The 18,169-nt window shown below is 27.8% G+C and carries 20 protein-coding genes; 3 read left to right on the top strand and 17 right to left on the bottom strand.

Annotated elements, in window-relative coordinates; all coding sequences use genetic code 11:
* Window position 1: 1 nt before the first annotated feature.
* The 3 genes from VJI95_RS05820 to VJI95_RS05810 are packed head-to-tail and all read left to right on the top strand — an operon-like array spanning window position 2 to window position 2,783.
* A complete protein-coding gene (locus VJI95_RS05820) occupies window positions 2-817 on the top strand; it encodes an ABC transporter permease (RefSeq protein WP_324010590.1) in 816 nt (271 codons plus the stop codon).
* Window positions 818-825: 8 nt separating this feature from the next.
* Window positions 826-1,794: an ABC transporter ATP-binding protein gene (locus VJI95_RS05815; RefSeq protein WP_324010589.1), complete on the top strand. Its 969-nt coding sequence runs from the start codon at window positions 826-828 to the stop codon at window positions 1,792-1,794.
* The gene (locus tag VJI95_RS05810; RefSeq protein ID WP_324010588.1) at window positions 1,794-2,783 is read left to right on the top strand and encodes an ABC transporter ATP-binding protein; all 990 of its coding nucleotides are present in this window, start codon (window positions 1,794-1,796) and stop codon (window positions 2,781-2,783) included. Before VJI95_RS05815 ends, VJI95_RS05810 begins: the two co-directional genes overlap by 1 nt.
* Before the next feature lie 60 nt (window positions 2,784-2,843).
* On the opposite strand, the gene VJI95_RS05805 is transcribed toward VJI95_RS05810, so the two are convergent.
* From VJI95_RS05805 to VJI95_RS05725, 17 genes are all read right to left on the bottom strand, one after another.
* Window positions 2,844-4,175 (bottom strand): sensor histidine kinase, encoded by a 1,332-nt coding sequence (locus VJI95_RS05805; protein ID WP_324010587.1) that lies wholly within the window; start codon window positions 4,173-4,175, stop codon window positions 2,844-2,846.
* Window positions 4,172-4,828, bottom strand: a complete 657-nt coding sequence (locus tag VJI95_RS05800; RefSeq protein WP_323999533.1) for a response regulator transcription factor — start codon at window positions 4,826-4,828, stop codon at window positions 4,172-4,174. The genes VJI95_RS05805 and VJI95_RS05800 overlap by 4 nt, the downstream gene beginning before the upstream one ends.
* Window positions 4,829-4,962: 134 nt before the next feature.
* Window positions 4,963-6,342: an ABC transporter permease gene (locus VJI95_RS05795; RefSeq protein WP_323999530.1), complete on the bottom strand. Its 1,380-nt coding sequence runs from the start codon at window positions 6,340-6,342 to the stop codon at window positions 4,963-4,965.
* Between the two features lie 10 nt (window positions 6,343-6,352).
* Window positions 6,353-6,997: an ABC transporter ATP-binding protein gene (locus VJI95_RS05790; protein WP_323999528.1), complete on the bottom strand. Its 645-nt coding sequence runs from the start codon at window positions 6,995-6,997 to the stop codon at window positions 6,353-6,355.
* Between the two features lie 10 nt (window positions 6,998-7,007).
* Window positions 7,008-8,294, bottom strand: coding sequence for an ABC transporter permease (locus tag VJI95_RS05785; protein WP_324010586.1), 1,287 nt, complete (start codon window positions 8,292-8,294; stop codon window positions 7,008-7,010).
* Window positions 8,295-8,821: 527 nt separating this feature from the next.
* A complete protein-coding gene (locus tag VJI95_RS05780; protein WP_324010585.1) occupies window positions 8,822-9,811 on the bottom strand; it encodes an SIR2 family NAD-dependent protein deacylase in 990 nt (329 codons plus the stop codon).
* A 7-nt stretch (window positions 9,812-9,818) separates the two neighbouring features.
* Window positions 9,819-10,604 (bottom strand): hypothetical protein, encoded by a 786-nt coding sequence (locus VJI95_RS05775; RefSeq protein ID WP_324010584.1) that lies wholly within the window; start codon window positions 10,602-10,604, stop codon window positions 9,819-9,821.
* A 30-nt stretch (window positions 10,605-10,634) separates the two neighbouring features.
* Window positions 10,635-11,432: a protein-ADP-ribose hydrolase gene (locus VJI95_RS05770; protein WP_324010583.1), complete on the bottom strand. Its 798-nt coding sequence runs from the start codon at window positions 11,430-11,432 to the stop codon at window positions 10,635-10,637.
* A gap of 352 nt (window positions 11,433-11,784) precedes the next feature.
* Window positions 11,785-12,660 carry an SPL family radical SAM protein gene (locus tag VJI95_RS05765; protein WP_324010582.1) on the bottom strand — a complete coding sequence of 292 codons (876 nt, stop codon included), beginning with the start codon at window positions 12,658-12,660 and terminating at the stop codon, window positions 11,785-11,787.
* Window positions 12,661-12,673: 13 nt separating this feature from the next.
* Entirely contained in the window at window positions 12,674-13,222 is a 549-nt protein-coding gene (locus VJI95_RS05760; RefSeq protein WP_324010581.1) for a ClbS/DfsB family four-helix bundle protein, read from the bottom strand.
* 11 nt (window positions 13,223-13,233) lie between these two features.
* Window positions 13,234-13,842 carry a GyrI-like domain-containing protein gene (locus VJI95_RS05755; RefSeq protein WP_324010580.1) on the bottom strand — a complete coding sequence of 203 codons (609 nt, stop codon included), beginning with the start codon at window positions 13,840-13,842 and terminating at the stop codon, window positions 13,234-13,236.
* Window positions 13,843-13,901: 59 nt separating this feature from the next.
* Entirely contained in the window at window positions 13,902-14,495 is a 594-nt protein-coding gene (locus VJI95_RS05750; protein ID WP_324010579.1) for a WYL domain-containing protein, read from the bottom strand.
* A gap of 69 nt (window positions 14,496-14,564) precedes the next feature.
* Window positions 14,565-14,798 carry a helix-turn-helix transcriptional regulator gene (locus VJI95_RS05745; RefSeq protein ID WP_324010578.1) on the bottom strand — a complete coding sequence of 78 codons (234 nt, stop codon included), beginning with the start codon at window positions 14,796-14,798 and terminating at the stop codon, window positions 14,565-14,567.
* A 109-nt stretch (window positions 14,799-14,907) separates the two neighbouring features.
* Entirely contained in the window at window positions 14,908-15,375 is a 468-nt protein-coding gene (locus VJI95_RS05740; protein WP_324010577.1) for a hypothetical protein, read from the bottom strand.
* 13 nt (window positions 15,376-15,388) lie between these two features.
* Complete coding sequence (locus VJI95_RS05735; protein ID WP_324010576.1) at window positions 15,389-15,988, bottom strand: hypothetical protein; 600 nt, start codon at window positions 15,986-15,988, stop codon at window positions 15,389-15,391.
* Between the two features lie 51 nt (window positions 15,989-16,039).
* The gene (locus tag VJI95_RS05730) at window positions 16,040-16,846 is read right to left on the bottom strand and encodes a class I SAM-dependent methyltransferase (RefSeq protein WP_324010575.1); all 807 of its coding nucleotides are present in this window, start codon (window positions 16,844-16,846) and stop codon (window positions 16,040-16,042) included.
* Window positions 16,847-17,067: 221 nt separating this feature from the next.
* Window positions 17,068-17,937 (bottom strand): CPBP family intramembrane glutamic endopeptidase, encoded by an 870-nt coding sequence (locus VJI95_RS05725; protein ID WP_324010574.1) that lies wholly within the window; start codon window positions 17,935-17,937, stop codon window positions 17,068-17,070.
* Window positions 17,938-18,169 lie beyond the last annotated feature (232 nt).

Here is an 18,169-nt window from a genome sequence, read left to right as displayed (position 1 = left end):
TATGAAAAAAATTATAAATAAATTCTTAAATAAGTCTCTTTCATTCAAAATATCCATAATAATTTTACTTATTTTTGTTTTATTTGCTATATTTGCAGATTTTTATCCTCAAAATGGGATTGATACTAATATTTCAAATGCCTTAAAACCACCAAGTAAAGAACATCTTTTTGGAACAGATGATTTAGGGAGAGATTATTTTGCTAGAGCATTACATGGGGCTAGAGCATCTCTTACTGTTGGGTTTTTATCGGTCTTTATATCAACTTGTATTGGTAGTTTTATAGGAATAATTAGCGGATATTTTGGTGGAAAAGTAGATATGATTATTATGAGATTAGTTGATATATTAATGAGTATTCCAACATTTTTCTTGATATTAATATTAAATGCTTATTTGAAACCAGGTATTCAAAATATTATTTTGATAATAGGATTGTTTAACTGGATGGGAATTGCTAGGTTAGTTAGAGCAGAAACTTTATCAGTTAAAGAAAGAGAATATGTAATTTACGCTAAAATGATAGATGTTAGCAACAAAACTATTATGTTAAGACATATTTTAAAAAATATTATTGAAACGATATCTATTGCAGCTTCAATAAATGTTGCAAGAGCCATTTTAACAGAATCGACTTTAAGTTTTTTAGGCTTAGGTGTTAGACCTCCTAGTTCTTCATGGGGTTCTATGCTTAAAGATGCTCAACAATACCTAGGAGAAGCTCCATATTTAGCTTTATTTCCAGGAATTTTAATTTTACTTACTGTATTATCTTTTAATTTAATAGGAGATAATATTAGACAAAATAGCAAATAGGAGAAAATATGAATTCACTTTTAGAAATTAAAAATTTAAAAATTAGATTTGAAAATAAAGATTTAATAACTTATGCTGTTAACGACATTAGTTTTATTGTAAAATTAGGAGAAACTGTAGGTATAGTTGGAGAATCAGGAAGTGGTAAATCTGTAACAGCAAAATCTATATTAAAACTATTAGGTAAAAACGCAAAAATATCTGGTTCAATATTATTTAATGGAGAAGAAATATTAGGGAAAAATGATAATTTTATGAAAACTATTAGAGGTTCTAAAATATCAATGATTTTTCAGGATCCAATGACTTCATTAAATCCGTTATTTACAATAGAAACACAAATGAAACGTCTAATTAAAAGACATCTTAAAGGGCTGAGTAATGCACAAATAAAGGAAAAATCAATAGAATATTTAAATTTGGTTGGAATACCCAATGCAGAAAAAAGATTAAAAAATTATCCACATGAATTTAGTGGAGGTATGAAACAAAGGGTAATGATTGCAATGGCTCTTTGTCTTGAACCTAATCTTATAATTGCAGATGAGCCTACCACAGCCTTAGATGTTACAATTCAAGCTCAAATACTAAATCTTATAAATAATTTAAATTCAAAAAAAGATAGAAGCTTAATTTTAATTACCCATGATTTGGGTGTGGTTGCCAATACTTGTGATAGAGTTATTGTTATGTATTCTGGAATGATAATGGAGATGGCAACTGTTGAAGAGTTATTTAATAACCCTAAACACCCTTACACAATAGGACTATTAAATTCTTTACCTAAATTAGAATGTAACAAGAGATTAACTCCAATTTCAGGAAATCCTCCTGATATGACAAAAAATATTAATGGATGTCCATTTTATGAAAGATGTAAAGACAGATTAGAAATTTGTAATAAATGTATTCCAGAAATAAAAAAAATTTCAAGTAATCATTTTTCTAGATGTCATTTATTTGGAGGTGATGAATAATGGAAAATTTAGAAAAACTAATAGAAGTAACAAACTTAAAAAAATATTTTCCAATCAAAAAAAATCACCCCTTAGAAAAGTCTAAATTTTTAAAAGCAGTTGATAATGTAAACTTTTCTATATATAAGGGAGAAACTTTAGGTGTTGTTGGAGAATCAGGAAGTGGAAAATCAACACTAGGAAGATGTGTAACAAATATTTATCCCGTCACAGAAGGAAAAATAATTTATAATAATATCGATATAACTAACGCGAGCAAAAATGAGTTGAAATTATTTAGAAGCAAAATACAAGCTATTTTTCAAGACCCTTATTCTTCTTTAAATCCAAAATTAAATGTCTATGATATAGTTTCTGAACCTCTAAAAATAGATAAAAATAAATCTAAGGAAGAAATTCAAAAAAAAGTATTTGAAGTTTTAGATATGGTTGGAATTAGCAGACAAAGCATTAGAAAAAAACCTAAAGAATTCAGTGGTGGACAAAGGCAAAGAATAAGTATAGCAAGAGCAATTTCTACTAATCCAGAATTTATATTGTGTGATGAAGCAATATCAGCTTTGGATGTATCTATCCAAGCTCAAATTGTAAATTTACTAGAAGATATCCAAAAAGATTTAGGACTAACTTACCTATTTATAGCACATAATTTATCTATGGTAAGACATATTTCTCACAGAATAATGGTTATGTATCTTGGAAATATAGTTGAAATTGGATCAAGTGCTGAAATTTATAAAAATCCATTACACCCATACACTAAAGGACTTTTGAAATCACAACTTGAACCCATTCCAATAAGTGATAAATCAAAACCTTTAGAAACAATTTCAATGGATATTCCTAGTCCTATTGATACTCCTAAAGGTTGCCCTTTTGCAACTAGATGTGATAAGTGTATGGAAATTTGTAGAACTCAGAAGCCAACTCTCGTTGATATTGGTAGTGGTAGAATGGTATCCTGTTTTTTAATAGATAAAGAACAATAGCAACTTATTAAAACCTAAAAATGCAGACACTTTTGTCTGCATTTTTTAGCTAAATAGTGTTTATTTGTCCATATTACCTGACAATTCAATTAAAAAGACAATTCCTATTTCGGTTTTTTCTACTTTGTATTTTATTCCATAGTTTAATAAGATGTTTTTTACAATGTACAATCCTAAACCATTGCTGTTTTCTTTGTTTAGGTTGAAATTAATTTCAAATATTTTATTTACATCTAAATCTTTATTATCCTTGTAGGAATTTTCAATATAAAGCCAATCATCTTTAATTCCGATGTTTATCACACCATTTTCGTCAGAGTATTTAACTGCATTGTTTATCAAATTTGATAGAACTATTTTAAGAGCAGTCATTCCTATATAGATTTTTTCGTTTTTTAGATTATTATTGACTTTTATATTTTTGTGATTTGCAAGTAACATATACTGTTTCAATACATCTTCCAATATATCATTTACAATTATTATTTCTTCATCATCTTTTAGATGTTCAAAGGAAGAAACTGATAGCATTTGCGAAATACTTCTTGTCAAGTGGTCAACTATGTCAATACAATTTCCAATATATAAATCCCTATTTTTATATTTTCCAATATTGTATTTCATATTTTCCAATATTATTTTTAAGCTTGCTAAAGGTGTTTTTAATTCGTGAGATGTTCCTCTGAAAAAATCATATTTTAGCTTTTCTAATTTTATGATTTCGTCATTTTTTAGTTCTAAATCATCTATCAATTTTAAAAGAGTATTATATAAATCATTGATTTGTTCTTTTAATTCTCCGACTTCATTTGTAGAATTAATTCTCAAATAAGCTGTTCTATCTAGTCGCATCATCTTTTTTGTAACATTCTTTATTTCGTTTATATTATTAGTTATCGCCTTAGCATAAATAAGGGAAACTATAATAGAAAATATAAAAGATATAAATAATGAGTAAGGCAAGAATTTAAAGCTAAGTTCTTTGGCGTCTTTTCGCATATCTGCAGTAGAAATAAATTGAACAGAGATTTTTTTCCCATCCTTTAATTCTATTTCTCTCTCTTCAATGATTAAAGAATTATTGCCACTCTTTAAGTCAACATTGATATCCTCACCAATTTGTAGTTCTCCATCTCCACTTTGTCCTTTTATGACTGCTTTTATATCACTGCTTTTAGAATAAAATTCCAAAGATTGCTCAACAAATTTCATATCTTTCCCTTGAATATTATTAGCAATTTCATCTGCTTTTGCATAGAGTTCCTGCTTTCTCGTTTCCAAGTAAGTTCTTGGAAAAATAAAAAATACTAGTAAATGTATTAAAACAATTACAGTTCCAAGAATTCCGAATGTCTGCAAAAACATTTTAGGAAATATTTTTAAATTCTTCATCTTCTCTCCAATTTATAACCAACATTTCTTATTGTTACAATACAATCTAAACCTAATTTTTTTCTCAATTCTTTTATATAGACATCTATCACTCTATCGAATGGAATTTCATCCGTTTCTTTCCAAACATTATCTATTATCTGTGCTCTAGTCAAGGCATGTCCTTCATTATCTAATAGATATTTTAATATTTCAAGTTCTTTTGCATTTATATCTACATCTTCTCCTTTAAACTTAGCCGTATAACTTGTAAAATTAACTTCAGCATGTTTATATTCAAATTTTTCATGACCGCCATAATGTCTTTTAATCAAAGAATCAATCCTAACTTTTAAAACCGGCAGTGAAAATGGCTTTTCCATATATCCATCTGCCAAACTTGAAAAAGCATTTATTTTATATTCTTCATCATTAAATGCCGTCAACATGAGTACGGGTAATTTACTTTTTTTTCTGATTTCTTTTAAAACTTCCAATCCGTTTAGAAATGGAATTTGAATATCCAAAATTACTAAATTAATATCATTATTATTAAAATTTTTTAAGGCTTCCTGTCCATCTTTTGCTTGAATGATGTCATAACCGAATTCAGATAAATACTCAGAAATTCCCTCTCTGATAAATTGATCATCTTCAACAACAAGTATTCTCATAAGCCCTCCTTTTTATATAAAATTTTACTAATACTATTTTACCACAAAAAACAAAAATTATCGATGTATAAACACCGATAATTTCCATTTTTGTACAACAATATTACGAAGTACCTCCAAAACATGATAAACAACTATTTTGTATCTATTAATAATTCTTTTGGTTTCTTTCTTAAGATATTTGAAGAAGAGATTACCAAAGCAATTGCAAGTACTATTGTCATAAACAATACTACGTAAAGAAATGCTCTTGTATTAATAACAACATCTAAACTTGATAGTGTTTTATTAAATCCGTCAACTTCTGCACCACCACCTAATTTTGTAGTTGATGATTGTCTTGCAATTTGTTTTGCAATACCTCCTGTAACTTTCTTTAATATACTATTTCCTAAAATTTTTCCCGTATAACCAGCTAAGAAATATGATCCTATGAAAGCCGGTATTGAAACGAAAAGTAATTCCATTGCAAATTGCGTAAATATTTTAGTTTTAGAAATTCCTATTGATAACAATACTGCAATTTCTTTCTTTCTAGCATTCATCCACAAGAATAACAATAATGTAACTACTACACCTGCAAATATTAGTGAACCTGCAAATAATTGATTTGCAATTTTATATATTCCAGAAATAGATCTTTGTAATGCTGGGAAGTTTGAAGAACTCTTAATTAAGTTATATGATTTCCAGTTAATATCTAATTTTTTAAGATCTTTTATTACTTGGTCTAAATTTCTATTTCCTTTTATAAAGAATGTTGCATCTTGGTAAGTTGCTGTATCTTCTGTATTTCCATATACTTTAGCTGCTGTATGAACATCTGTAATTAAAGTATTTTCATAAAGTTCTTGTGAGTAAGTTACTCCACCTTTTCCATGTCCATCAAAAAGACCTTTTATTTCTACTTCTACAGTTTCATCTGCTTTCTTTTCATTATCTGCATCATATAAATTGGATTTTAATTTAATTTTATCTCCAACTTTTAAATTATTCTTTGCAGCTAAATCTTTATGCATTAAAATTTTATTTTTATCTTCACTAGTTAAATGTTGACCTTCAACTAATTTATATGCTCCTGAAACAAATTTTGTTTCTTTTTCAGAACTATTTACACCTGTTAGCATTACTGCTCTTTTGAAGTTTTTAGCTCTTTCAGGAGATTCGTTTTGAGCAGCTCCTGGTGCTTGAACTATATCCAAGTTGTCATCAAGGTTGGCAACACTGTTGATTCTCTTAACAAAATTATCCACATGTCCTGAATCAACAATTTTCTTTATATCTTGTCCCTTAACATTACCACCACCTCTGGCAGTACCTTGATTTACTCTTCTATTTATTTCCATTGTAAAACTGTTTGTAATATTTTTAAAAGTTTCTTCTGATGCCTTATTTGTAGCATCTTTTATAGATAAACTTATCAAGCTAAGTGCTGACATTGATAAGATAATTAGTAATATAATTAATGATTTTAAACTCTTTCTTGTTACATACGCAAAAGCATTTTTAAACATCGCCTACCTCCTACTTACTTTTTGTTACTTCTTTTAATCTCTTATTATTAAGCTCAAGTACCGTATCAGCTGCACTTGCAACTTCTTTACTATGAGTTACTACTATTACACATTTATTTCTTTCTTTAGCTAATTTCTTTAAGACCGCTATTATTTCTCCAGCAGTAGTTTCATCTAAGTTTCCTGTAGGTTCATCTGCTAAAATAACTGGTGCTTCTGATACTAAAGCTCTTGCGATAGCAACCCTTTGTTGTTGTCCACCTGATAACTTCATTACATTTCTTCTAACCTGAGTCTTATCAAGTCCTAACTCAAGTAATATATCTTCAGAGGCTTTTCTATTTACTAATCTAATATTTTCTAATGGTGATAGATAATCTATAAGATTATAGTTTTGGAATACAAGAGATATATTATTCTTTCTGTGATTACTATAACCTGCTTTTTCTATATTTTCATCTTTGAACAAAATTTCTCCGCTATTTGGTTTATCCAATCCTGCTAATAGTGAAAGTAATGTTGACTTTCCTGTTCCGGATTTCCCGATAATTGCATAAAATTTTCCAAGTTCAAATCCTTGATTTATTAATGATAAAACTTTTTCTTTTGAATTCGCATAACTATATGTTACATTTTTAATTTCTAATGTGTTCATTTACTTCCTCCTAACTAATTTGTGATAAAATTTCTTTCGGTTTCTTAATTAAAATTAATCCTGATGCAAAAACTACTGATAAAAGTATAATTAGCACCAATATTCCATAACTTTGTGCAAAAGTTATTAAACTGTCAATATTATATCCATTACTTATAAAATTAGATGTAATTGATGTTGTATCCTCAGAACTAATCAATCCACCAATAATTTGATTTACTACCAGATTTCCAAATATCAAAGATACTAGAATTGCCGGAAGTGATATAAATATTAATTCCAATATAAATTGACCTATAATTTTAGATTTACTTACCCCAATGGATAATAAAATTCCAATTTCATAAATTCTTTCTCTTAACCATAATATTAATATTAATGAAAGAACTACAGAACCACCAATCATAATTGCAAAAGTCATTATTCTTATAATATGTTTAACACCATTTAATGACTCAAGAGCGTCTTTAAAAGCATTTGCTTCCTTATCAACTGTATAAGATTTTTCCCAATCGACATTAAGTTTTTTAACTTTATTTATTGCCTCATCCATATTTTCAGGAGTTCCTGAGAAAAATGTCAACTTATTTACTAACTGTTTATTTCCTTCAGCATTTAATGCTTTTTGAGCAGAATCATAATCTGTAAACATTGTATTTTCACTCAAATCTGAAGTTAATCCAGTTTGTTTTTCTTGTTTCTTTCCTGAAAAAATTCCAACAATTTCAAATTCATGTTTCTTATTACTCTTGTCAGTTTGATTTGGATCTACAAATTCTAAACTAATTTTATCGCCCACTTTTAACTTATTCTTTTCAGCAAACTCTTCATGAACTAGAATCTTGTCTTTATCGTTTTTTTCAATATTTCTTCCCTCTTTTATTGCAAAAACTCCACTGTTAAATAAAACATTTCTTTTTACATTACTTGTAGCTTGTATTGAAACAACATTTTTTAAATAACTTGGAATATCATCTCTAGTAACATGTTGTCCACTATCTACAGCATTTGTATTTGACAATCTTGCTAAACCTTCATATTGAGAAACAACTTCTTCAATTTCCTTTATATTATCTAGTCCTTTAAAATCATTTTTATCAAAATATCCTTGACTATCTTTTTTGGCTATTGTTGAAGATGAATTTGAAGATTTATATAAAGACTTCTCCATACTAGAACCAGATTTCAAAATATTTAAACATGCATATAAGCAAGAAAGCACTACTGTCAAAATAATAAAAACTATAAAAGTTCTATTCTTTTTTCTTAAAACATATGCTATCGCATTTTTTACCACTTTCTTATTCAGCTCCCCTCTCTCAAATTTATTTTATATTTTAGGATTACCCCTTAAATTCTAAGCAATTAGAAATTTATCATTCCTCCTTAACACTGTGTGTATTTTCTTTACAGTAGCTATTTTAAACTAGATTTATGAAATATTTATGAAATGAAAATGAAATATTTATGAAATGAAAAATTTTTTTAATTTTTACAAACTAAATTTTAAGTTTGTTTACTTTTAACGTTAAGCTCCTAAACAAAGATTCTTCCTTATACGTCATTTCGACTGTAGCGAAGCGGAATGGAGAAATCTCATTTGATTGCTTACTTGTAAACAATCAAAAGTAAATATGACGGAAAGATTGTCCAAATCTTTGATTTGGATACAATCGACTGCGAAAATCTCATACTTTTGTTTCAAACAAAAGTGAATGTATCGTAGATATATCCACTACAAAAACATCATAACTTTACTTCATATTTCCAACAAAAAAAGAATACTCTTAAAAAGAATATTCTTTCGTCAAAACTGTTAATTTATCATTCAATAATTTTCTTTAAAATTTCTCCAATATCTCCGTCAATACAAATACTTCTATCTTTTATTTGTTCAGGACAAAAAGCTTCTTTATAATTGATACAAGCATAAACAGAATTTTTATTTTCCATAGTCATTTGCCAGAACGGATACTTTATTATTACAGGAGTATTATTTCCAACACCCAATTCTAAAAAGAGTATAAGTTTATCTTTATACTTTTCAAGGAAATTATAATAATTTTTCGATGCTCTGTGCCAACCTTCATCTTCGACAAAGGAACTATCAGCACGAAGATTCATTTTTACATCCAAGCCATCATCAGGACATTTAGGAATCATATCTGTAGGAATTTTCATTGATATTTCCCTGTTTTCCGGTATATCAAAAATACCTTCTTCATTTTTCTTAAATCCTTGAACTTCTATTGTTCTCATAACCCATTCTTCATTATCATAGGTCTTTTGGTTTTGTGGATTTACACTTTGAAATAGTCCATAATCTCCTTGAGTATAAAATAGACGTTTTTTATCAAATCCAGACCTCTGAAATTGATGATCTACATTTGTTGTGATAACAAAATATTCCTTATCCTTTATAATAGAAAATAAATTCCTGTAAACAGGTTTTGGTGGATCGATATATCTATTAAAATATATATGCCTTGCCCACCAAGCCCAAAGTGTTTCTCTATTCGGAAAAGGATAAAATCCACCTGAATACATATCGCCTATTCCAAATTTTTTTGAAAAATCAAAGAAATATTTTTCAAATCTTTCTCCACTATAAGTAAGTCCTGCAGAAGTTGAAAGTCCCGCTCCAGCACCTATTACAATAGCCTCTGCATTTTCTATTTCATTTTTTAAAAATTCAATCTTTTCCTTATTTAATTCACTTTCAGAAGAGATACTTTTCCCAACATTCTTTAATCCCTTAATTCCCATTTGAATATTTTCTCTATATCCATCTGTTGTATTATTAATTTCTTTCATTTTTTACCTACAAATCTAAAATCCTTTTATATTCTCTTATATCTGGTTCTTTTCTATCTATACACCATGCTTTTATAACTTTTGTAAGTTCAGCTTTATCTTCTATAAATGTTTGATATACCCCACCATTTTTTTCTATTTCAAAAATATAGGAATCTATTTCATTTGAAATTTTCTTACTAAATAATGATGAAAAAAATCCCTTATTTTTATAACATGGAGTACATTGAATAAAATTACCTTGTTTTCCATCAGTTTCATACCAAATAGTAATAAATGTTAGTCCTCCATTTTCATTTACTCGGTCAATATCATTAAATTTTTCAATAAAATTTTCAATATTTTCCCAATCACATTCGAAGTCGTCTGTACTTTCTGTTCTACATTTTAATATATCAATCCCTTTGCAGAAAATCGCATCACTACTTTGAGGATTATAAATTCCTACACCATATTCATCAGCAATACTTTTTACAAATTCCAAAGCCTCATCTTCAACATTGTATGAGAATGCACAATATACACCATTCTTTCCTAAGCTATAATCAGTTAAATAATTTTCCGAATCCTCTGTTGCATAGGCAATCTCATCAGGCAAAGCATACTCCCCACTTATTGGTGGAAATTTTTCAAACATTTTTTTAGCCCAACAGGCAATTACACGAGAACATCCCTCTAAAGATTCATAATCTTTATTTTCTTTATATTCTGTGAACTCCTCAAGATAAGCAAATACATCCAAAGAAGTTTTTATCTCTTCTCTTTTTTCAAAGACAAATAAATCAAAACTCATAACTATCTCCTTTTGTTATTTATAATAATATTATATCATTTTTTCATAATATTTTTTATCTTCATCTTTGAAAACATTAAAAATAATTCTATCCATAGCAAAAGGATGTTCTAAAGCCCATTTTTTAGTTGTTTCAAATGCAATCTCTGCCGCTCTTTCCTTTGGAAATCTAAATTCCCCTGTTGATATACAACAAAATGCTACAGTTTTAAGACCATTTTCCAAACACATATCCAAAGTTTTTTCATAACAATCAGCTAATTCTTTTTCTAATTCTTTCGTAAGCTCTCCATAAACTATTGGTCCAACTATATGAATTACTTTTTTTGAAGGCAGATTATAGGCATCTGTAAGCATAGGAACAGCTGTAGGTTGTTCATAATCTTGCCCATATTTTTTCTTAAGTTCCTGCATCTTTTCGTTACATTCTGCCCTTAGTTGTATTCCTGCAAAAGTATGTATTTGATTGTCAATGCATATATGCATTGGAGCCCAACATCCAAGCATTATTGAATTCGCTGCATTAACTATAGCGTCAACTTTAAGTCTAGTGATATCTCCCTGCCAAATAGAAAAAACATCTTTAATAATTGGAATATCCTTAAGCTCTACAATTCCCTTTTCTTCTGCACAAAGTTTTAAATATTCATCCTGAACTTTTAAAACTTCATCATTCATTTTTCTTGGCATACGTATATTCATAAGAGAACGTAAAACTACCTTTTTTTGAGTTTCATCTTCAGGAATTGGAATATGTTTATAATTATCCGAATCAGCTATAAATGCTTTTACTAAAAAATCCAACATTTGTTCTTTGTTTTTATTCATATAATCACCCTCCTTTTACTATATTACCCAAATGAAATATATAATTGTATTTTTACATCCTAAACTAGATATAGTAAATTTAAATAGTTAAGGGGCTTTAGGAGATCTTCAGAGTCATTGTATCAAAGATACAATAACTCCGTCAGACCTACTTTTGTTTACAGGTAAACAAAGTTAGGGCAAGATTGTCTAAGCTCGAAATGACGTGTTGGGATAATTTCTCTGCATTATGCTATGACGTGAATTATTACATTTATATTCATATTACAAATAGTTTTACTTCTTATTTCAACAAAAAAAGAATACTCTAAAAAAGAATATTCTTTCATAAAATCTATCGAATTATTTATTATTACAAATCAAAAATACTGAGTTGTTTTGATATTTCTTTTTCTTCAAATGTATTTAAATAGCTAAAAATTTTGTTATAATCATACATTATTTGTTCACTTTCACAGAAGTCTCGAAAAATTTTCATCAATCTATAATTATTTTTACTGTTCACAACATAAGAATTACCAAATTCTCTAATATATCTAGCTTTAAGATGTGGAAAGTATTTATCCAGTTTAGAGTAAAAATATTCCCTATTCCCTTCTCGTAATGTCAGTCCCATTCCAAAACAGAGAATTCCTTTTACTTTTGCCTCTTTACAATAATTTAAAATACCTCTAATATTTTCTTCTGTATCATTAATATAAGGTAAAATCGGAGTCATCCACACGACTGTAGGTATTCCTGCTTCTCTTAATTTAATCAAGGTTTCAAATCTTTCCTTTGTAGTGGAAACATTGGGTTCAATTATCCTACATAGTCTTTCATCATAGGTTGTTAGTGTCATTTGAACAACACATTTTGTCTTGGAGTTAATTTCTTTTAACAAATCCAAATCCCTAATTATATTTGATGACTTTGTGATAAGTGTAAGTCCAAAACCATATTTATTTATTATTTCTAATGCTTTTCTTGTATAATTAAGTTTAAGTTCCTCATTAATGTAAGGGTCAGTCATTGACCCCATACCTATCGTACATTTTTTTCTTTTTCTTTTAAGTCTATCTTCCAAAAGCTCTATTGAATTTTCTTTTACTTCAATATCTTCAAAACTATGATTCATCTGATAACATTTACTTCTTGAATCGCAATAAATACAACCATGTGTGCAACCTCGAAATAAATTCATTCCCTTTTTAGAAGATAATATTCCCTTTACTTTTACAAAATGCATCCTAATCCCTTTTCTATTTAGAATTATTTTTTACAATTTTTTGATGTGCTTTAAGCTTCTTAATCGCCCAATCATAATGACTTGAAGTAGCACTTACAAAATATGAACCTAATGTACTCCCTCCAACCCATTTAAAAACATTTTTAGAAAACAATTCCTCATTTGAAAACTTTTCAGCTAAAACTAAAACATCCTTATGAGATTTATTCAGCATTTCCTTTGCCTTTTCCAAAGGAGTATTTTGATGTTTTTTCCAAAATTCTACATTCATATCTCCATAAGTTTTCCAATTATAAGGTTTTGGTATAAAGGGCTTTTCTTCCCCATTTTGATTGGAATTTACCCAATTTAAAATTAACATATGCCATTCATAAAGATGAATTAAAATATCCCTTAAATTCTTATCTCTTTTCCAATGTGCCTCTTTCTTTTTTACATCAGCCGAAAAGTCAAAAGGAGTATTCAGCTCTTTTTCTGACAATTTAGAAATCCATTCATTTAACTTTCCATAATTTTCTTTTGCACTAATAAGCAAATCTTCTTTAGTAGTTGATCTAGCCATAATAAACCTCCTTATTTCACAGTATATCTTAATATTGTTTTCAGTTTATCTTCCGCAGTTCGATTTTTATTATTTAAGTATATTTCTGTATGAAGATTTTCACTTCTCTCTAATTTCATTTCGCTTGCAAAATTATCCAGTTTTTCAAAGGACTCTATCTCTGTATCAAAAGTACCAATATGCAAAATCTGAATTGCCTTTTTACTCTCAATACAATCAAAACTTATTTCATCATATAATTCGTTTGGCTTTTTCTTTTTCACTTTTTCAAAAGCTAAGTCAAAAATTTCCTTTGTAATAAAATTAGGCTGTTTAATCATAATTGTATATTTTAGTTTGCTCTTATCAAATTCTTCATCATCTGATTTCTCCCAAATCCCCTCAAGTGGGAATACGGCAAAATCAGAGTATTCGTTTTTCTTGTTATCCATATTTTTAAATAACATCTTTATTCCATATGCTAGAGAGTACAAAGCAGAAACCCTATTGGAAAAGTCGATCTCGTTTGGATTTCCCTCTCCCTTAATCATAATATAATATGCAGTAGGAACTTCAATAAATTCTGGTTTTTGTTTAACACCATATAAATCTTTTTCATTTTTCTTCCATTCGTATTTCATAGTAAACCTCCTTTGTATCTTATATATTAATTATACAAAAGATTACCTGACACCCTTTGTCATATTATATATTTTTTGGACATTTTATTTATCTTATCTCTAATTTTATTTCTAATTTCTATAGGAGCTAAAACTTCTACGGATTCTCCAAAAGAGAAAATATAATTATAAAGATTATAATCATTTGGTAGCTCTATTTCTGCATATAAATTACCATTTTCATCTTCTTTAATATCTCCCATTTCATCATAAACTCTAAAAGCTACTTTCCTGTCAAATTTTAACTTAACACGGACAGTATCCTTATACTCCATTTCTTTTATTAGCACAACATCTTCATAACTATCTTCAAAATTTTCATCAAGAATTTTTAAATCCCTAATCCTTGATAATTTAAAATATCGAAATTCTTTTCGAAGTAAACAAAAAGCATAGACATACCAATCCCAACCCTTAAATAATAGTCTAATTGGTTTTACTTCTCTGCTTGTCTCTTTTTCATTACTTGAAAAATAATTAAAGCTAATAATATTTTTATCTATAATTGCTGATTTTATATCATTAAACAACTCGTCATATTCTTTACTTCTTTGCCAATTAGTAAAATCAACCTCAATCCAATTCGTATTTTTAATTTTGAAAATGGCAGACAATTTTGTTAATAGCTCATTTTCATATTGTTTATTTATTCCCTCTAAACCTTTTAATGCAACTAAAATCTGTTACTGTTCTTTTTCAGAAAGCAAAGATTTTTTTAATACAAAATCATCTGCTATCTCTATTCCTCCACCTTTTCCCTGTGTGGCATAAATTGGAATTCCAGCAGAGCTAATCACATCAATATCTCGATATATTGTCCTTACTGATACTTCAAATTTTTCAGAAAGTTCATTTGCTGTAACTTTTCCTTTTTCCAAAATATAATATAAAATTCTAAATAATCTACTATCTCTCATTTCTTAACATCTCCTAGAACTATTATATCACAACGTGACATAAAATGTCATATTATAAAATTTTATAAAAAAGTCGATGCAGTTTAAAAACCACATCGACTTTTTTGTTCTAAATTTCTCTTACCATTTCTTTTGGAAAAAGATCAAAAAGTTTTTCCATAAATAACTCTAAATCTTCTATATCATTACTTTTTACAATAACATTACTATTATCATTACATTTAAAAATGTAACCAAAATATTTACCCTTTACAAAAAGTGAGTTTATCAGCATTGGCTCTATCTCATATATTTCAGAAAAAAACAACTTCATTTCCTTATTATTTCTTTTAAATGCAATACCGTTTTCGAAAAGAACAATCTCAGTCCACAAGTCAAATTCTGTCGGTAATATAAATTTTCTACTACTTTTTACAACAAATAGTTCTTTCCCAAAAGTTTCAGAATTTAAGTTGTTTTCATAACTTAAGTTTATACTTTTTAAATTATATTTTTTTCTTTTAGGTGGATTAAACATAATATATAAAAATACTAATCCGAGTAAAATTAATATTCCTAAGAATAAAATTTTGTTCATATTATCTCCATAATTACAATCTATTTGTTTTATTTTTTAATTTTTTTAAGCGAATGCACTCATTATTTCTACCATATATACTTCCTTTCTCTTCAAGAAAAAGTTCAGTTTTCTCTTCAAAAGCATTAAAAAATTGGTCAAATTGTTCAACATCATCTTCTTTTTCACTTAGATTGAGTCTATCTCCAAAACATGAAATTCCAGTATTAATTTCATTAGCTTTTATTCTTAGTCCTCGTACTTCTGCATATCTACCTGAATGATATTTAACCTCTAAAATATCATCAAATAAAATATCCTGTTTTACACCATCACTCTCAATTACAATCTTTTTTTCAAATACTCCTAAGCAAAATAATTTAATTCTATATCTATTAAAATACTGAAAAAAAGATAAAATTGCTATTCCTTCTAAAGTCAAAAAAACTCCGAACAGTAGTGCAATAACCCAAAAAGAAATTCCAATAATAAGCTGCTTTGATTTAAAATATTCAAAAAAACGAAAAAGCAACAAAGTTTCAAAAAAGAAAACAATACTACAGCTTAATATCCAAGGCAAAAGGATTTTCCGAAAAAAATCTCGAAAATTCATACCATAAACATAATATTTCATATCATCCTCCTAATCTTGTTACATTCTCATTATCAAAATAAAAAGTTAATGCTAATTTAATTTCAAATGAACAACAAATGTCCTATGGAACTTGTCTGCAAAATACATATACATTTTTGTTTTTAGCTTTAATCCCGGACAATTTTTTAATACTCCATTAAAAAATCCTTTAACATCTACAAGTCTTGTATCTGTAAGTTTTACAAATTCATTAGGATTATCTATACTAAAATACATTTGAGCATTGACATTGCCGGTTTTCCTAACATATTTATTTGCAACTTCCAATCCCTTAGAATTTGTTGCATCAAAAACTAATTCTCCTTTAGGAAAAATAGACTTCATTTTTTTTATCATATCTACAATTTTATCTTTATCAAAATATTGATATACTCCTGAAACAGCAATCATTGTTGGTAGTTGAGTATCTATTTCTTTTATCCATTCAAAAGTAAACATATCACCCGATATCAGTTTTTCATTTTCTGAATTTCCAAGCACCCTTTTTCTAATATCTATAACATCAGGTAAATCTACTTGATAAAAATTAGCTGTCTTATTATTAATACGATTATAAGATGTTTCTAAACCAGTACCTAAAAATACCACATTACTTTGCTCATTTTCTTCAAGAAACTTTATGATTTTTTTATCTATTACATTTTGTCTGCAAACAACAGCAATATGAACATATTCAATAGTATTCTTTTCTATACTATTCATTGGTATATAATGTTTTAAAGATAATGCTTTTTCATCATAAAAAAATTTTGGAAATCTCTCAGATACATATATTCTTGAAACAAGAGGAATATATAATGTCCCTTCAACCCCACTTAATAAATTTTCCTTATTCATATTTTCTCCTTTCAAATTATTATACTTTATTATATTTTACTACAATTTGATATTGTCTTTCAAGTATATTTTTACAATCCTTTATATGTTATGATTCGAGAGGCAATAATCATAAATCTTATTGTTTACCATAAAAAAACAGTAAACCTTTGATTTACTGTTCTTATGATTGCTATTTTATATATTATTATTTAATTATTTGAATTAGATATAAAAGTTGATTATTCCTTAACAGTTCCTTTGTTAGACTTTTCAATAACTATTAATAGCATAATTGATAGAATTATAAGCGGAGCTATTGTAAGTAATCCTGATGGGTTAGGTCCCAACAATCCACGTTTTACATCATTACTTAAATATACAGGAACTTCACCTATAATATTGAAAGCCCCGTGCATTATTGCCGCATACATACAATTTTTTGTTTTAATTGTAACAAATGATAAAATGATACCAATTACAATACAGCTAATAAGCATTACCAACATATTTGTCCAAGGTGCTCCCCAATTATCACGCTCATAGTTAAAACCGAAATAAATTAAAGGAAGATGAACAAGTCCCCACTCTATTCCGTTGATGATAACAGCTTTCCTTTCACCGTATTTTTCGACCTGAAATCCAAGTAGATATCCTCTCCAGCCAATCTCTTCTCCCAATTCCAAAAGATGTATTGGAATCATCAATGCTGATATAACAATACAAACCACAGCAAAAGTAAATGGTGATTTTATGAGAATTTCATCATTAGTTCCCGTCATCATACCATATTTAAATACACCACTGTATTTATTTGAAAATACAAGAAAGTATAATGTAGCACCGATTGAAGTCATAACACCTGGCAACAACGCAGAAACTATCCATGTTTTTGGATTTTTCCAAACACGAATTGATAACGGATATTTTGATTTTTCTTTTGTAATCGCTTTCGTGATTAATGCTGAAATTACTGGAATAAACGTGAATATGACACTAAATATTTTATAAATTAAACCCGATTTTGTTAGTAGTTCCAATAAACCAAACAAATAGCATATACCAATCACTAATGTCAAATAGATTACGATAGTTTTGTTAGTTTTTTTCATTTTGTACTCCTATAAATCAAATTCCTCATATTCTAATTTTCACTATAAATATTCTATAACATTATACCATTTTTAAAGGATTTTTTCTACTATGAGATTTCCTTTGTCTCAATTCATTCATAAAAACAGATAGTAAACATCATATTTTTAGATGTCCTCCAATTAACAGTATAAATTTTTAATTCCAAAATAATACTAGTCGATGATACCCTACATCAATTGGTAAGTATGA

Origin of the sequence: Parvimonas sp. C2, from assembly GCF_035282405.1 — a bacterium.
GTDB lineage: Bacteria > Bacillota > Clostridia > Tissierellales > Peptoniphilaceae > Parvimonas.
The sequence above is the reverse complement of the archived record's forward strand: the minus strand, read 5'-3'. Positions and strand labels throughout refer to the sequence as shown.